The sequence below is a fragment of the Ancylobacter sp. SL191 genome, from assembly GCF_026625645.1.
GTDB lineage: Bacteria > Pseudomonadota > Alphaproteobacteria > Rhizobiales > Xanthobacteraceae > Ancylobacter.
The window spans coordinates 3,164,632-3,181,723 of record NZ_CP113056.1; the positions used below are offsets into that span (position 1 = coordinate 3,164,632).

Consider the following 17,092-nt stretch of genomic DNA (forward strand, 5'->3'; position numbering starts at 1 on the left):
GCACATCCGTTCATTTGCCGGCGCCGATGCGGTCTGTTACGCGGGGGCAGCGGTTCGGGCGTTCTAGCGAGCGAAGAGGGGCATGTCGATGCGTCGTCCTTTGGTGGCCGGCAATTGGAAGATGAACGGACTGACACCGGCGGTGGCCGAGTTCGCGCGGATCGCCGAAGGCTATGACGAGGCCCTGCGGGAGAAGGCGGATCTGCTGATCTGCCCGCCGGCGACACTGATCGCCGGTCTCGCCGCGCTCGAAGCCGCCGTCCCCGTCGGTGCGCAGGATTGCCACGCCAAGGCGAGCGGCGCGCATACCGGCGACATTTCCGCCGAGATGGTCGCCGATGCCGGCGCCACGGCGGTGATCGTCGGCCATTCCGAGCGCCGCGCCGACCATGGCGAGAGTGACGCGGTGGTGCGGGCCAAGACTGAAGCCGCCTGGCGTGCCGGGCTCACCGCCATCGTCTGCGTCGGCGAGACCCGCGCCGAGCGCGAGGCGGGCGCGGCGCTCGACGTGGTGCGCGGCCAGCTCGCCGGCTCTCTGCCGGATGGCGCCACGGCGGCGAACACCGTCATTGCCTATGAGCCGGTCTGGGCCATCGGCACCGGCCTTACCCCGACCATCACCGACATCGCGCAGATGCATGCGGATATGCGGTCCGTGCTCGTCGCCCGCTTCGGCACGGAAGGGGCGGGGATGCGCCTGCTCTATGGCGGCTCGGTCAAGCCGGAGAACGCCCGCGAGATCCTGCATGTCGCGGATGTCGATGGTGCGCTGGTCGGCGGGGCGAGCCTCAAGGCCGAGACTTTTCTCCCCATCGCGCGTGCCTATCTGTAGGCGGAACGGCGCAGTTCGGCATTGCGTGCGCATGGCTGGAAACGCCGGGCGCAATCGTGTAGGAACGCGCCAACATTCGCAGCGGCCCTTTGCACAAGGCGCCGCTGCCGCAGGATTTTGAAGGCGTCAGATGCAAACGGTACTCATCGTCATCCATCTCATGGTGGTGCTCGCCCTGATCGGCGTGGTGCTGATCCAGCGCTCCGAGGGCGGTGGTCTCGGCATCGGCGGCGGTGGTGGCGGTGGCGGCTTCTTCAGCGCGCGCGGCACGGCGAACGTGCTGACCCGCGCCACGGCGATTCTCGCCGGCCTGTTCTTCATCACCAGCCTGAGCCTGACCGTTCTGGCCGGCTGGGGCCGTGGCCCGGCCTCGATCTTCACCACGCCGGCCGGCACGGCGGCTCCGGGCGCTCCCGCGCCGGGCGGCTCCGTGCTCGACCAGCTCCAGGGCGCGCAGCCCGCCCCGACGGCGCCGGCCGCTCCCGCGGTGCCGCAGGCTCCGCAGTCGCAGTGATCGGACCCGACCGCGCCCATCCCGGCGCGGTCGCCCGTCGCTTTCCCACAGGCGAGAGTTCGTTTGTGAAACGAGCTCTCGTCGAATCGCGTTTTTGCAGCTAGAAACCGAATTCCATGGCGCGCTACATTTTCATCACCGGCGGCGTCGTGTCCTCGCTCGGCAAGGGCCTCGCTTCCGCCGCTCTCGGTGCATTGCTGCAGGCCCGTGGTTACAAGACCCGGCTGCGCAAGCTCGACCCCTATCTGAACGTCGATCCGGGCACCATGAGCCCGTATCAGCATGGCGAAGTCTTCGTCACCGATGACGGCGCGGAGACCGACCTCGATCTCGGTCACTACGAGCGTTTCACAGGTCGCCCGGCCTCGCGCGCGGACAACATCACCACCGGCCGCATCTACCAGGACATCCTGGCCAAGGAGCGCCGCGGCGATTATCTCGGCGCCACCATCCAGGTCATCCCGCACGTCACCAACGCCATCAAGGACTTCGTCCTGAGCGGCAATGAGGGCTATGACTTCGTGCTGGTGGAGATCGGCGGCACGGTCGGCGACATCGAGGCGATGCCGTTCCTCGAGGCGATCCGCCAGATCGGCCACGAGCTGCCGCGCAAGCACTGCATCTATGTGCATCTGACGCTGCTGCCCTTCATCCCCTCGGCCGGCGAGCTGAAGACCAAGCCGACCCAGCATTCGGTGAAGGAGCTGCGCTCCATCGGCATCGCGCCGGACATCCTGCTCTGCCGCACCGACCGCGAGATTCCGCGTGAGGAGCGCCGCAAGCTCGGCCTGTTCTGCAATGTGCGCGAGAGCGCGGTGATCGAGGCGCGCGACGCCGACAGCATCTATGCCGTGCCCTCCGCCTATCACGAGGCGGGGCTGGACACGGAAGTGCTCGCCGCCTTCGGCATCGAGCCGGCGCCCGAGCCCGACCTGTCGCGCTGGCAGAAGGTCGAGGCCGGCATCCGCAACCCGGAAGGGGCGGTGACCATCGCCATTGTCGGCAAGTACACGGGCATGAAGGACGCCTACAAGTCCCTCATTGAGGCGCTGACCCATGGCGGCCTCGCCAATAATGTCCGGGTGAATTTCGACTGGATCGAGAGCGAGATCTTCGAGCGCGAGGATCCCTCGCCCTTCCTCGAGCATGTCCACGGCATCCTCGTGCCCGGCGGCTTCGGCCAGCGCGGCGCTGAGGGCAAGATCCGCGCGGCGCAGTTCGCCCGCGAGCGGCGCGTGCCCTATCTCGGCATCTGCTTCGGCATGCAGATGGCGGTGATCGAGGCGACCCGCAATCTCGCCGGCGTCGGCAAGGCCAACTCCACCGAGTTCGGCCCGACCGACGAGCCGGTCGTCGGCCTGCTCACCGAATGGCTGCGCGGCAATGAGCTGGAGCGGCGCGGCATCAATGGCGATCTGGGCGGCACGATGCGCCTCGGCGCCTATCCGGCCGCGCTCACCGAGGGCAGCCGCGTCTCGGAGATCTATGGGTCGACCACGATCTCGGAGCGCCACCGCCACCGCTACGAGGTGAACCTCGCCTATCGCGAGCGGTTGGAAGCCTGCGGCATGCGCTTCTCCGGCATGTCGCCGGACGGTCTGCTGCCCGAGATCATCGAATACCCGGACCATCCCTGGTTCGTCGGCGTACAGTTCCACCCGGAGCTGAAGTCGCGCCCGTTCGAGCCGCACCCGCTCTTCGCCTCCTTCATCGGCGCGGCGTCGGTGCAGAGCCGGCTGTTCTGATCGCGCCTTCCGCGCCTCATCTGTTCCGAATTAGTCGCACCCGCCCGGGTAATCACCCCGGGCGGCATTCGGCTGTGGATCGTTCCTTACCCCCATGCTGTCATGGACGGGTCATCCTGGGTCGGGCAGGCTAGGGTGGCAGGCGGCCGCGCGGGCGCCGTGATGCGTCGATAAGGAGAATGCCGGTGATCCGTGGCCTTGATCATGTCGTCCATGTGGTTCGCGACCTCGAAGCGGCCGGCGAGTTCTACGACATGCTGGGTTTCACCGTCGGTGCGCGCAACCGCCACCCGTGGGGAACGCATAACCGGTTGATCCAGTTTTCCGGCTTCTTCGTCGAGGTGCTGGAAGTGGCCGAGCCCGACGCGATCCCCGAAGCGGCCGAGGGTGTCTATTCCTTCGGTGCCTTCAACCGCGACTATCTCGCCGAGGCCGGGCAGGGGCTCTCCATGCTGGTGCTGGAGAGCAACGACCCGGCGGCGGAAAAGGCGGAATTCGACGCGGCCGGCTTCGGCGGCTTCGAGCTGTTCGATTTCGCCCGGCAGGGCAAGCGACCGGACGGCTCCGATGTCGAGGTCGCCTTCTCGCTGGCCTATGCGCGCGATCCGGCCTCGCCCCATGCCGGCTTCTTCACCTGCCTGCAGCGCAAGCCGGAGAATTTCTGGTCGTCCGATCTCCAGCGCCACATGAACGGCACCACGGGTGTCGCCGGCGTCGTGCTGGTCGCGCCCGAGCCGGAGCGGCATATCGGATTCATCGAGACCTTCATCGGCGGATCGCTGCGCCGCGCCATTGATGGCTGGTACATCGTCAAGACCCCGCGCGGCGATGTCGACCTGATGACCCCGGCACTGTTCGCCGAGCGCTTCGGCGTGGCCGCCCCCGTGGATGAAGGGCTGCGCCTTGCCGCGCTGCGTTTCGGCGTGGCGGATATCGACAAGGCGCGCCGGCGTGTGTCCTCCTCGCGCATGTCGGCGGAGGAGATCGAGGGGCTGATCGTCATCGGCCCCGGCGCTGGCCTCGGCGCCACGCTGCTGTTCGAGCAGGTGCCCTAGCGGCCGGCAATTTCCGACATCAGAAAGCAAAAGGCCCGGAATCACTTCCGGGCCTTTCTTCATTCAGACTGTGAACTGCCATTGGCCGGGAGGGCGGCTCCGATCAGGAGCCGGCCTTTTCCGGCAGCGCCTCGCCCTGCGCCACGGCACGGCCGGGCAGGAAGGCCAGCGCGCGGGAGCGCAGGCTCGCCCAGGTGGCGAAGGCGTTGAGCGTCGAGCCCTCCAGCCAGCCGATGATGGCGGCGGCGAGGAAGGGCAGGCTTTGCACCGCGAGGGCGAAGGCGAACAGGTCGATCTCCACCACCGCGTGCCAGTTGGTCATGCGCAGGCCGATGGCCGAGAGCATGAGGCCGCCGCCGATCACCGCTTCCGGCAGCGCCGGGAAGGCGCGGGCGGCGTCGGCCAGCCAGCTTCCCTTGGCGGTGCGGGCGAAGGCGAGATCCTTGTAGCGGAACCCGTCATAGACCGCCTTGGCGACCGTGAACTGCACGGCCATGGCGGCGATGGCGGCACCGACCATGCGCAGCGGCGTGGTGGCGACGCGCAGGCGATAGAGCGCGATGAAGTGCAGGATATAGATGCCGAAGCAGAACAGGATCGGCACGGTGAGGATGCGCTGCGGAACGGCGATGCCGAGGCCGAGCACGAAGGGCACGAAAGCGAGGGAGAGGATGGCGACCAGCGCGCCGATGCTCTCCGAGCCGAGCCAGCTCACCCAGCCGATGGTGAATTCGCGGCGCTGGGAGGTGCTGAGGCGGGTGCCGCCATTGGGCAGCATCCGGCGCCAGTGCTTCTTGATGATCTGCATGCCGCCATAGGCCCAGCGGTGACGCTGCTTCTTGAACGAGGCGAAATCGTCCGGCAGCAGGCCCCAGCCATAGCGGGTATTGGTGTAGTGGCTCTTCCAGCCGCGCTCGACGATGGACAGGCCGAGATCGGTGTCCTCGCAGATCGTGTCGCTGGACCAGTCGCCGGCCTCGACCATGGCGGCGCGGCGGATCAGGCACATGGTGCCGTGCACGACGATGGCGTCATGCTCGTTGCGCTGGACCATGCCGATGTCGAAGAAGCCGGCATATTCGGTGTTCATCGCCTCATGCATGAGGCTGCGGTCGGCGTCGCGGTGATCCTGCGGCGCCTGCACGATGCCGACGGTGGGATCCTCGAAGGTCGGCACGAGGTCGCGCAGCCAGTTCGGGTGGACCACATAGTCGGCGTCGATCACGCCGATGATCTCGGCGTCGGGCGCGGTCTGCTGCATGGCGACGCGCAGGGCGCCGGCCTTGAAGCCCGCCACCTTCGGCAGGTTGATGAACTTGAAGCGGTCGCCGAGCTCGCGGCAATAGTCCTCGATCGGCTCCCAGAAGGCCGGGTCCGGCGTATTGTTGATGATGACCAGGCACTCGAAGTTCGGCCAGTCGAGCCGCGCGACGCTGTCCAGCGTCTGCTTCAGCATCTCCGGCGGCTCCTTATAGGCCGGGATATGGATCGAGACCTTCGGCGTGCGGGTCGGTGCCGTCTCCGGGCTGCCGCGCAGCAGGCGGCGCGGGGCGCGGCCGAAGGCGATCGTGGCGAGTTCCTCGACGCGGTACAGCATCACGATGACCAGCGGCACCAGCAGCACGATGCTGATGACGAACGTCACCTTGTTGCCGCCGACGACGTAATGCGTGAGCCAATGGTCGATCACGGTGGCGAGCCAGGCGCCGACAAGGGCGGCCGCACCGGTCATCACGCTCGCCTGGGTGAAGGTGAGACGCGCCATGCGGAAGACGGGGATGGAGAAGGCGATGCCGAGCAGCAGCGCGATGGCGGCCGTGGCGTTATAGGTCGCCGGTACGATCGGCCCGGCCAGCGGGAACTTCAGATGTCGGTTGGCGTCGAGCACGCCCCAATACTGGCCGACGCTGCCCTCGAAGCTCTTCCACGGTGCGTCGAACGCCTCGATGAGGTTGTATTCGATACCGAGGGCGTCGGCGCGGGCGGCGAAGCCACGGATGATCTGGGCCTGCTCAAGCTCGCCGGGCACCGCGCCGTCGCGGTTATAGCCGGCGCTGGGCCAGCCGAACTCGGCGACGACGATGCGCTTGCCGGGATAGGCGGCGCGCAGGCGCTCATAGATGCCGATGGAGCGCTCGACGACCTGATCGGCCGGAACGCCTTCCCAGTAGGGCAGAATATGGGCGGCGATATAGTCCACCGCGGAGACGAGCTCGGGATGGTCGAGCCAGACGTCCCAGGTCTCGCCGGTGGTTACCGGCACGCTGGTCTGGCTCTTCACCTTGCGGATGATCTCGATGAGCTCTTCCGGGGTCTTTTCCGCGCGCAGAATCGACTCGTTGCCGACCACGATGCCGACGACGTTGGAGTTCTTGCGGGCGGCGTCGAGCGCGTTGGCGATCTCGCGGGCGTTGCGCTGCTCGTCCTTGTCGATCCACGCGCCGACCGTGGCCTTGAGGCCATCTTCGGCGGCGATCTTGGGAACCATCTCAAGCCCGCCGGTGGAGGCGTAGGTACGCACCGCGCGGGTATAGGGCGCAACGGCATCGACGTCGGCACGGATCTGCGCCTCGGTCGTGCCCTGGCCCTTGTCGGGGTTCGCATCGCGGCCATAGGGCGCGAAGGACATGCTCTGGAAACGATCCGCGACGGAAGGAGCTGACGCTTCCTCCCGCATGGCCAACCAAGCAAAAGCATGCACGGACGTGACTACCGCAAGCGCAGCGGCAGCGACACGAACAGCGGGACGCATGAGACAACCCACGGGATGGAGTGAGATACCGGCGATATATAGTCCAAATTTAACGCGGTTGCAGCACATTCGTCGTGGCATTGCGGGAAACTGATTCGGCTACCCGCAAAGGCCAGAGCGACGCTGAAACGCGCTAGGCCGGACAATGGTTCCGCTCTGTGGCAGCGCCATGTCTCAGCAATGTCGCAGCCGGGGCTGCGCCATGATCTTATTGCGCTGCGGCAGGGGCCGGCTGGGCCGGCGCGGCGGGCGTGGCCGCGGCAGGCGCCGCCGCATCCGGGTTCACCCAGCAGGCATGAACACGCTCGGACAGGCGCTCGGGCGACTTCGGGTCGATGTTGCCCTGGCGCACCAGGCAGCGGAACGCGATCTTCAGGTGCTCGGTCGGGCAGCCGAAACGCTCATAGAGGTCCATATGGCGCTTGGCGGTGTCGATGTCGTCGCGCCACAGCAGCATGGTGATGCGCCGCCCGCTCCACACGCATTCCGGCAGGCCGGCATTGCCCGGCAGCTTGGCCGCCTCGGCATATTCCTCGACGGAGCGGCGCTGGGCTTCTTCCTTCGCCTGTTCCTCGGGAGACTTCTGTTCCGCCGGCTTCTGCTCGGGCGCGCTGCTCTGCGCCAGTGCCCCGCCATGTCCGGCGGCCATCAGGAGAACGCCGCCAATGAGAGCGGCCGAAAGGGTACGAACTGAGCACAACATGGCGGAAAGTGTCACACCGTAACAAGAGACTGCGGGGAGCCGACGGACAGTAGGTGAAGCGGTTGAATTTGTCAGCATGACGACAGGCCCGCGTACAGCTTTGGAATAAGCCGATGAGGCGACTTTTCCCCGTGTCTTGCGAAAGCTACAAAGCCCCGCTACCCGCCTGTCGGCTCGCGCCCGCCCATCCGCCTCGGTTCCGCCGGAGATTCCCATGCGTCTTCCCATTGCCCTTGCGCTCGCCGTCGGCGCGGCGATCGTCGCCGTCTGGGCTTGGCTGGGCCATCCGGTGCCGGCGCCCTCCTCGCCGCTGGCGGCCGGGGAGAAGCTGCCCTGCGTGTCCTATGCGCCGTTCCGGCCGGGCCAGTCGCCCTTCATGGCCGGGCTGGTGATCCCGCCCGAGCAGATCGACGACGATTTCGAGCGCCTCTCCAAGATCACCCATTGCGTGCGCACCTATTCCACCGAGATGGGCCTGCATGTCGTGCCGGAGCTGGCGCGCAAGCATGGGCTCACCGTGCTGCAGGGCATCTGGATCGGCCGCAACCCCGCCGACAACCGCATCGAGATCGACGAGGCGGTGAAGGCGGCGCAGCAGAACCCGGACGTCATCAAGGCGGTGATCGTCGGCAATGAGGTGCTGCTGCGCGGCGAGCAGACCGCCATCGACCTCGCGGCGATGATCAAGGAAGTGCGCGAGAAAGTGCCGGCGCAGGTGCAGGTCACCTATGCCGATGTGTGGGAGTTCTGGGAGCGCAACCGCGACCTTGCCCGCTCGGTGGATTTCGTCACCGTCCACATCCTGCCGTTCTGGGAAGACCTGCCGGTCGCGGCGGAGGAATCCGTCGCCCATCTCGGCGAGATCCGTGAGCATGTCGGCCAGATCTTCGCCGGCAAGGACATCCTGATCGGCGAGACCGGCTGGCCGAGCGAGGGGCGCATGCGCGAGGGCGCGCTGCCGTCCCCCTCCAACCAGGCCCGCGTCATTCAGGAGCTGCTGGCGCTGGCCAAGGCGAAGAATTACCGGCTGAACGTCATCGAGGCCTTCGACCAGCCGTGGAAGCGCGCCTCCGAGGGCACGGTGGGCGGCCATTGGGGCTTCCTCGACGCCTATACGCGCGATTTCAAATTCGCCTGGGGGCAGGGTGTGTCGGATCACCCGAACTGGATCGCGCAGGCGATCGGTGGCGTGCTGGTGGCCTTCGCCGTCTTCGCAGCCGCGCTTCAGGGCCAGCGCGGGGCGGGCGTCGCGCCGCTGCGGGGGAACCATTGGTTCGCCACCGCCGGCATCGCCTTCTTCGGCGGGCTGCTCTATCCGCGCCTTGTCGCCACGGTTCCTGTGGAAAGCCTCGCGCTCGGCGGCTGGATCCGCGGCATCGCCATGCTGGTGCTGGCGCTCGCCGTGCCGCTCGCCTGCGCCGCCGCCATCGGCGCGCGCACACGGCTGGTGACGCTGGCGGTCGCGCTCAACCCGTCCTCGGTGCCCGGCACGTCGCGGCTGGAAAAGCTCGTCGCCTTCCTGCTCGCGGCCTCGCTGGTGCTGGTGGTGCAGATCGCCTTCGGGCTGGTCTTCGACCCGCGCTACAAGGACTTCCAGTTCGCTGGCCTCACCCCCATCGTCGCGGGCTTCGCCTTCTACGCGCTGGTCGCGCCGGCGCCGCGTCAGGAGAGCGGCCGGCAGGCGGAGATGCTGGCGGCGGCGATCCTGCTCGGCTGTGGTCTCTACATCCCAATCAACGAGACCGTCGCCAACTGGCAGGCGCTATGGACGGGCGGGCTGATCCTCGCCCTCTCGCTCACGCTGTGGCGCCTCGCCACGGCCGGGCGAACGAGATGAGCAGCAGCCCGGCGGCGAGCGCGGACAGGTTGTTGTTGTACATGACAACGCCGATCGCGGTCGCCATCAGGGCCGCCGTGAACAGCGCCACCGAGGGGCGGATGAACTGAAGCACCGCGAGCGCGATCGCGGCGATGCCGAAGACCGAATAGCCATAGAGGGTGATGACCATCTCGCGGGTCTCGCAGGTCATGGTCTCCATGCCCCGGCAGGCGAGGCCGATGGCCGACTGCTCGACCAGCGCGTAGCGCATATAGATCGCCCAGCCGAGCGCGAAGCCGCCGAGCACGAGAATGATGTTGGTCGCGCGGGCGCTGGGCAGGAAGTTGCGGTAAGCCACGATCGGTCCTCCTCGAACGGGGATTCCATCGCATAGGCGGCGGTGCCGATCAATTCGCCCCGCTCTCGACAGTTCCGGGTCGCGGCGCCCTGCGCTAAACAGCGATCCATTTCACGGAGATCCACGCGCATGCGCAGCCTGCTCGTCATCGTTCTCGCCGCCGGGGAGGGCACCCGCATGCGCTCCGCCAAGCCGAAGGTGCTGCACGCGGTGGCGAACCGGCCCATGGTGGCGCATGTGCTCGACGCGGCGCTAAAGGCGGGAGCCTCGCGCCTCGCCGTGGTGATCGGCCCGGATCATGAGGCGGTGGCCGCGCAGGTGCGTCATGTGGCGCCGGAGGCGGGCACCTTCGTGCAGGCCGAGCGACGCGGCACCGCCCATGCCGTGCTCGCCGCGCGTGAAGCGCTGGCGCAAGGGCTGGAGGGGCAACCCTTTGATGATGTCGTGGTCATGTATGGCGACACGCCGCTCGTCCGCCCGGAAACCATAGAGGCGCTGCGGGCGCCGCTGGCGGACGGCGCGGCGGTGTCGGTCCTCGGCTTCCGCCCGGCGGACCCGTTCGGCTATGGGCGGCTGGTGACGCAAGACGGCGAACTCCTCGCCATTCGCGAGGAGAAGGAGGCGAGCGAGGCCGAGCGGGCGATCACCCTGTGCAATGCTGGGCTCATGGCTTTTGACGGGCGCGTCGTGCTCGATCTGCTGGACCGCGTTTCCGACGCCAACGCCAAGAAGGAATTCTACCTCACCGACGCGGTGGAAATCGCCCGCGCGCTGGGCCGCTCCGCCGGTGTCGTCGAGGTGGCAGTCGAAGAGGTCGCCGGCGTGAACAGTCGGGCGCAATTGGCTGAAGCGGAATCGATTCTCCAAAAGCGCCTGCGCGCCCGCGCGCTGGAGGGCGGCGCGACGCTGGTGGCGCCGGAGACCGTTTTCTTCAGTGCCGATACGGTGATCGGCCGCGATGTGGTGATCGAGCCGAATGTGGTGTTCGGCCCCGGTGTCACCATCGAGGACGGCGCCACCATCCGCGCCTTCAGCCATGTCGAGGGCGCCCATGTCGGCGCGGGCGCCATTGTCGGGCCGTTCGCGCGCCTGCGCCCCGGCGCCGCGCTGGGGCAGGGGGTGCATGTCGGCAATTTCGTGGAGATCAAGGCCGCCGACCTCGCGCCGGGGGTCAAGGTCAATCATCTGTCCTATGTCGGCGATTCCAGTGTCGGCGCGAACACCAATATCGGCGCGGGCACCATCACCTGCAATTATGACGGCTTCCGCAAGCACCGCACCACCATCGGCGCCAATGCTTTCATCGGCACCAACACGCTGCTGGTCGCGCCGGTGAGCGTCGGCGACGGCGCCTATATCGGCACCGGCTCGGTCATCACCGACAATGTGCCGGAGGATCTGCTCGCCATCGGCCGGGCACGGCAGGTCAACAAGCTCGGCTGGGCGGTGCGCCTGCGCGAGCGGCTCTCCGCCGGCCTTGCGCCGAAGACGTAATCGCCCCGGAAAAGACGCGGTTTCAGCGATACGAAGCGACACCGGAAGTGATTTCGGTATCGCGGTGACGGGCGGTTAAACCCGAAACCCTAGGCTGTTGGCTTTCGCGGAGAGTAGCCCGCCCATGTGTGGAATTATCGGCATTGTCGGCACCGCCCCTGTCGCGGACCGGCTGGTGGATTCGCTCAAGCGTCTGGAATATCGCGGCTATGATTCCGCCGGCGTCGCCACGCTCGAGGCGCGCCATCTGGAGCGGCGGCGCGCCGAGGGCAAGCTGCGCAATCTGGAAGCCACGCTCGGCGCCGCCCCGCTCAGCGGCCATATCGGCATCGGCCATACCCGCTGGGCGACCCATGGCAAGCCGAGCGTCGCCAACGCCCATCCGCACGCCACCACCCATGTCGCGGTGGTCCATAACGGCATCATCGAGAATTACCGCGAGCTGCGCGACGAGCTGATCGCCGAGGGCGCCAATTTCGAGAGCGAGACCGATACCGAGGTCGTCGCCCATCTGGTGTCGCGCGAGATGCGCAACGGCGCGAGCCCGGCCGATGCGGTTGCCGCCATCCTGCCGCGCCTCACCGGCGCCTTCGCGCTCGGCTTCCTGTTCGACGGCGAGGACGACCTGCTGATCGGCGCCCGCAAGGGCAGCCCGCTCGCCATCGGCTTCGGCAAGGGCGAGATGTTCCTCGGCTCCGATGCCATTGCGCTGGCGCCCTTCACCGACACCATCTCCTATCTCGAAGACGGCGACTGGGCGGTGCTGAACAAGCAGGGCGTGGTGATCCACGACGCCAGCAACAAGGTGGTCTCTCGCCCGGTGCAGAAGACCTCGGCCTCGGCCTTTCTCGTCGAGAAGGGCGCCTTCCGCCACTTCATGGCGAAGGAGATGCACGAGCAGCCGGAGGTGGTCTCCCACACGCTGGCGCATTATCTCGACCTCGCCGCCGAGACGGTGCAGCTGCCGGGCAAGCTGCCCTTCGACATCGCCAAGCTCGACCGCGTCTCCATCGCCGCCTGCGGCACCGCCTATTATGCCGGCCTCGTCGCCAAATACTGGATCGAGCGCATCGCCCGCATCCCCGTCGAGATCGACGTCGCCTCGGAGTTCCGCTACCGCGAGGCGCCGCTCAGCCCCGGCGGGCTGATGATCGTCATCTCCCAATCCGGCGAGACCGCCGACACGCTCGCCTCGCTGCGCTACGCCAAGGAGTGCGGCCAGCATGTGCTGGCGGTGGTCAATGTGCCGACCTCCACCATCGCCCGCGAGGCCGATGTGGTGGTGCCGACGCTGGCCGGTCCCGAGATCGGCGTTGCCTCCACCAAGGCCTTCACCTGTCAGCTCGCCACCCTCGCGGCGCTGGCCGTGCTGGCCGGACGTGAGCGCGGCACGATTTCCGCCGATGAGGAGCGCCGCCTCGTGCGGGCTCTCGTCGAGGTGCCCCGCCTGATGAACGAGGCGCTGAAGCTCGGCCCGAAGATCGAGCAACTCGCCCGCACCTTCGCCAAGGCACAGGACGTGCTCTATCTCGGCCGCGGCACCAGCTTCCCGCTGGCGCTGGAAGGCGCGCTGAAGCTCAAGGAAATCTCCTACATCCACGCCGAGGGCTATGCCGCCGGTGAGCTGAAGCACGGGCCGATCGCGCTGATCGACGAGAAGATGCCTGTGGTGGTCATCGCCCCGCATGACGCCGTGTTCGAGAAGACCATGTCGAACATGCAGGAAGTCGCCGCGCGCGGGGGGCGAATCATCCTGCTCACCGACAAGACCGGTCAGGCGCACACGGCGCTGGAGACCGAGGCGACGCTGGTGCTGCCGGAGATGGACCCGCTCATCGCGCCGCTGGTCTACGCCATTCCGGTGCAGCTTCTCGCCTATCACACGGCGGTGCAGATGGGCACGGATGTCGACCAGCCGCGCAACCTCGCCAAATCCGTGACGGTGGAATAGCGGCCCCTGACGCTTCGTCCGCCCGAACGGCACCCCTTTCGCATGTCATGTGGAGCGGGTAGAAGCGCCCGACAGCGAGGGCGTGCCGTCTGGGCGCGCGAGGAAGTGGGGAGACGGCATGACCGCCATTGTCGATATCATCGGGCGTGAAATTCTGGACAGCCGCGGCAACCCGACCGTCGAGGTCGATGTCGTGCTGGAAGACGGCTCCAAGGGCCGGGCCGCGGTTCCCTCGGGCGCCTCGACCGGCGCGCATGAGGCGGTGGAGCTGCGCGACGGCGACAAGTCTCGCTATCTCGGCAAGGGCGTGACCAAGGCGGTCGACGCGGTCAATGGCGAGATCTTCGACGCCATCGGCGGCATGGACGCCGAGGACCAGGCCTCGATCGACCAGATCCTGATCGAGCTGGACGGCACGCCGAACAAGGCCCGCCTCGGCGCCAACGCCATTCTCGGCGTGTCGCTGGCGCTCGCCAAGGCGGCGGCCGACGCCCGCGACCTGCCGCTCTACCGCTATGTCGGTGGCGTCAACGCGCGCACCCTGCCGGTGCCGATGATGAACATCATCAATGGCGGCGCCCATGCCGACAACCCGATCGATTTCCAGGAGTTCATGATCCTGCCGGCGGGCGCGCCGACCTTCGCGGAAGCCCTGCGCACCGGCGCGGAGATCTTCCACACGCTGAAGAAGGCGCTCAAGGACGCCGGCCACAACACCAATGTCGGCGACGAGGGCGGCTTCGCCCCGAACCTGCCGTCGGCGGACGCCGCGCTCGCCTTCGTGGTGAAGGCCATCGAGACTGCCGGCTACAAGCCGGGCGAGGACGTCTATATCGGCCTCGACTGCGCCTCGACCGAGTTCTTCAAGAACGGCAAGTACGACTATGAGGGCGAAGGTGTCGTGCGCGACATCGAGACCCAGGTGAAGTACCTCGCCGATCTCGTCGCCCGCTATCCCATCGTCTCCATCGAGGACGGCATGGCGGAAGACGACTGGGCGGGCTGGAAGCTGCTCACCGACACCATCGGCTCGAAGTGCCAGCTCGTCGGCGACGATCTGTTCGTCACCAACGTCACGCGCCTCTCCGCCGGCATCAAGCAGGGCGTCGGCAACTCGATCCTCGTCAAGGTCAACCAGATCGGCTCGCTGACCGAGACGCTGAACGCGGTCGAGATGGCGCACAAGGCCGGCTACACCGCCGTCATGTCGCACCGCTCGGGCGAGACCGAGGATTCGACCATCGCCGATCTCGCGGTGGCCACCAATTGCGGGCAGATCAAGACCGGTTCGCTGGCGCGCTCCGACCGCACCGCCAAGTATAACCAGCTCCTGCGCATCGAGCAGGAACTGGGGCCCCAGGCGATCTACGCCGGCCGCGCGGCGATCAAGTCGCTCGGCTGAGGGCAGGGGCTGGCTGCCGCCTCAGCGCGGACGGCAAGCTCTCGACCACGGACCACATGAACGGCCGGGCCTTGTGCCCGGCCGTTTCGTTTTGGGGCACCCCCATCTCTCACGCGGTCATCCCCGGGGGTGGCCCGGGGATCCACGACTTTTGCGGCTCGCATAAGGGACGTCGTGGATGGCCGGGCCAAGCCCGGCCATGACGACGGATTGGGCACCCTGCTTTCTCAGGTCATTGGCTCGCGGCGGCGGCGCTAAGAGCAATGTGTCCCCGCGCACCATCCGATCGAGCCGTCATCCCGGACGGCCCGCAGGGCCGCGCCGGGATCGCGGGCCGCGGCCCCCACGTTCCCCGGACAAGCCGTGCGACGCACGGCGCCGATCCGGGGTCCAGCGCAAGACGGCGCCGAAGGCGGCCTTGATGTTCTGTTCGGAAGGGGCACGGCCGGAAGAGTCTTCCGCTGGGTCCCGGCTCGCCTTCCGCTGGCGCTACAGGCGTCCGGGACACGGGGGTGGCGGGGAATTGGACATCTCCTCCTGGTCGTTGAGCGCATAGTTCTCCGCCCCTACAAACGCCTCCATCCCTCACGCGGTCATCCCCGGGCTTGGCCCGGGGATCCACGACTTTCGCGGCGCGCGGAAGGGAAGTCGTGGATGGCCGGGCCAAGCCCGGCCATGACGGCGGAGGGGCGCACCCTTTTGGCCAAAACGGCCCGTCGCTCACGGCCCCTGCCATCCCCACCATCGCCAACACAGTTAACGGAGCCTCAACCGCTCGCCGCTAGGGTCGCCCTCATGATCATTCGCACCCGCTGGCGCTCGATTCTCCAGACCGTCACCCTGCATCTCGGGGCGGCGGCGCTCATCGGCTATTTCGCCTTCCAGGGCTATAATGGCCAGTACGGGCTGCTCGCCCGCCGCTCCTTCGAGCATCAGCACGAGGAGCTCACCGCCGAGCGCGACAAGATCCGCGCCCAGCGCCAGGCGCTCGAATCCAAGGTGCGGCTGCTGTCGCCCGACCGGATGGACGCCGACATGCTGGACGAGGAGGCTCGCTCGCTGCTGAACCTCGTCCATCCCAAGGATCTCGTGCTGCTGCGCCCATCTCGCAATGGTGCGGTCGTACCAAACTGACAAATCTGCGGCATGCCCGGATGTCGCGGTTTCGTCATGTATACGGCATGCCAAGGCGCGATTTGCCGGAAACGTCGCAATCGCAAGAACTTAACTTACATCTTGTTAAATGCGTTAATTAACTGATTTCAAGTTTAAATCGAGAAACCATTGCGCGTACAGCATGTTGTGCGTTGCACCATTGCGTCCTGAGCGTAGCGCCGTTGCGAAAGCTGCGTTATGAAGCTCGCACTATCTCGTCGCGAGCTGAGGATGCGCCATGGTAACTGCCGCGAAGAAGTCGGCCGCCAGCACGACCGTCGGAAAAGCCCCCGCCGCCCCGAGGACCACGGGCCGCCGCGCGGACAAGGTTTCGTCGGTGCTCGAATTCTCCAAGGCAGATGAGCTTGAAGCGTATCGCCGGATGCTCGAGATCCGCCGCTTCGAGGAAAAGGCCGGCCAGCTCTACGGCATGGGTCTGATCGGCGGCTTCTGCCACCTCTATATCGGCCAGGAAGCCGTCGTCGTCGGTATGCAGGCGGCGCTCAAGCCGGGCGATCAGGTCATCACCGGCTATCGCGACCACGGCCACATGCTGGCCTGCGGCATGGACCCCAAGGGCGTCATGGCCGAGCTCACCGGCCGCCGTGGCGGCTATTCCAAGGGCAAGGGCGGCTCGATGCACATGTTCAGCATCGAGAAGGGCTTCTTCGGCGGTCACGGCATCGTCGGCGCCCAGGTCTCGCTCGGCACCGGTCTCGCCTTCGCCAATCATTACCGTGACAACGGCAATGTCACCCTGGCCTATTTCGGCGACGGCGCCGCCAATCAGGGCCAGGTCTATGAGAGCTTCAACATGGCGGAGCTGTGGAAGCTGCCCGTCGTGTACATCATCGAGAACAACAAATACGCCATGGGCACCGCAGTGAACCGCGCCTCCGCCCAGACCGACTTCTCCAAGCGCGGCACCTCGTTCAACATTCCCGGCGAGCAGGTCGACGGCATGGATGTGCGCGCGGTCAAGGCCGCCGGCGAGCGCGCAGTCGAGTTCGCCCGCTCCGGCAAGGGCCCCTACATCCTCGAAATGCTCACCTACCGCTATCGCGGCCACTCCATGTCGGACCCGGCCAAGTACCGGTCCAAGGAGGAGGTGCAGAAGATGCGCACCGAGCATGACCCGATCGAGCAGGTGCGGGCCCGCCTTCTGGAGAAGAAGTGGGCCAGCGAGGAGGATCTGAAGGCGATCGACGCCGAGATCCGCGACGCGATGAACGCCGCCGCCGATTTCGCCAGCCACGATCCCGAGCCCGATCCGTCCGAGCTCTACACCGACATTCTGCGCTGAGCGGCGGGG

The 17,092-nt window shown here is 67.1% G+C and carries 13 protein-coding genes; 10 read left to right on the forward strand and 3 right to left on the reverse strand.

The genetic code is table 11. The features are described from left to right. Positions 1–82: 82 nt before the first annotated feature. The 4 genes from tpiA to OU996_RS14350 all read left to right on the forward strand — a co-directional run bounded on the left by tpiA (position 83) and on the right by OU996_RS14350 (position 4,146). A complete protein-coding gene (tpiA, locus tag OU996_RS14335) occupies positions 83–832 on the forward strand; it encodes a triose-phosphate isomerase (RefSeq protein WP_267582283.1) in 750 nt (249 codons plus the stop codon). Between the two features lie 130 nt (positions 833–962). After that, complete coding sequence (gene secG, locus OU996_RS14340; RefSeq protein WP_267582284.1) at positions 963–1,346, forward strand: preprotein translocase subunit SecG; 384 nt, start codon at positions 963–965, stop codon at positions 1,344–1,346. Positions 1,347–1,462: 116 nt separating this feature from the next. After that, positions 1,463–3,091, forward strand: coding sequence for a CTP synthase (locus OU996_RS14345; RefSeq protein WP_267582285.1), 1,629 nt, complete (start codon positions 1,463–1,465; stop codon positions 3,089–3,091). A 179-nt stretch (positions 3,092–3,270) separates the two neighbouring features. Further along, the gene (locus OU996_RS14350; protein WP_267582286.1) at positions 3,271–4,146 is read left to right on the forward strand and encodes a VOC family protein; all 876 of its coding nucleotides are present in this window, start codon (positions 3,271–3,273) and stop codon (positions 4,144–4,146) included. Positions 4,147–4,249: 103 nt separating this feature from the next. On the opposite strand, the gene OU996_RS14355 is transcribed toward OU996_RS14350, so the two are convergent. Next, positions 4,250–6,775, reverse strand: coding sequence for a glycosyltransferase (locus OU996_RS14355; protein ID WP_267582287.1), 2,526 nt, complete (start codon positions 6,773–6,775; stop codon positions 4,250–4,252). 331 nt (positions 6,776–7,106) lie between these two features. Further along, positions 7,107–7,601 carry a hypothetical protein gene (locus tag OU996_RS14360; RefSeq protein WP_267582288.1) on the reverse strand — a complete coding sequence of 165 codons (495 nt, stop codon included), beginning with the start codon at positions 7,599–7,601 and terminating at the stop codon, positions 7,107–7,109. A gap of 214 nt (positions 7,602–7,815) precedes the next feature. On the opposite strand from OU996_RS14360, the gene OU996_RS14365 reads away from it, so the two are divergent. Further along, on the forward strand, positions 7,816–9,438 hold the full coding sequence (locus tag OU996_RS14365; RefSeq protein WP_267582289.1) for a beta-1,6-glucan synthase: 1,623 nt from the start codon (positions 7,816–7,818) through the stop codon (positions 9,436–9,438). Here OU996_RS14365 and OU996_RS14370 read toward each other — a convergent pair. Further along, positions 9,398–9,778, reverse strand: a complete 381-nt coding sequence (locus OU996_RS14370) for a hypothetical protein (protein ID WP_267582290.1) — start codon at positions 9,776–9,778, stop codon at positions 9,398–9,400. The genes OU996_RS14365 and OU996_RS14370 overlap by 41 nt on opposite strands. Before the next feature lie 129 nt (positions 9,779–9,907). Between OU996_RS14370 and glmU the strand changes: the two genes are divergently transcribed. The 5 genes from glmU (at position 9,908) to pdhA (ending at position 17,083) form a co-directional block, all read left to right on the forward strand. Then, positions 9,908–11,272: a bifunctional UDP-N-acetylglucosamine diphosphorylase/glucosamine-1-phosphate N-acetyltransferase GlmU gene (glmU, locus tag OU996_RS14375; RefSeq protein WP_267582291.1), complete on the forward strand. Its 1,365-nt coding sequence runs from the start codon at positions 9,908–9,910 to the stop codon at positions 11,270–11,272. A 124-nt stretch (positions 11,273–11,396) separates the two neighbouring features. After that, entirely contained in the window at positions 11,397–13,223 is a 1,827-nt protein-coding gene (gene glmS, locus OU996_RS14380) for a glutamine--fructose-6-phosphate transaminase (isomerizing) (protein WP_267582292.1), read from the forward strand. 118 nt (positions 13,224–13,341) lie between these two features. After that, a complete protein-coding gene (eno, locus tag OU996_RS14385) occupies positions 13,342–14,625 on the forward strand; it encodes a phosphopyruvate hydratase (protein ID WP_267582293.1) in 1,284 nt (427 codons plus the stop codon). 795 nt (positions 14,626–15,420) lie between these two features. Further along, positions 15,421–15,759 (forward strand): FtsB family cell division protein, encoded by a 339-nt coding sequence (locus OU996_RS14390; RefSeq protein ID WP_267582294.1) that lies wholly within the window; start codon positions 15,421–15,423, stop codon positions 15,757–15,759. A 259-nt stretch (positions 15,760–16,018) separates the two neighbouring features. Then, positions 16,019–17,083 (forward strand): pyruvate dehydrogenase (acetyl-transferring) E1 component subunit alpha, encoded by a 1,065-nt coding sequence (gene pdhA, locus OU996_RS14395; protein WP_267582295.1) that lies wholly within the window; start codon positions 16,019–16,021, stop codon positions 17,081–17,083. The last annotated feature ends 9 nt before the right edge of the window (positions 17,084–17,092 follow it).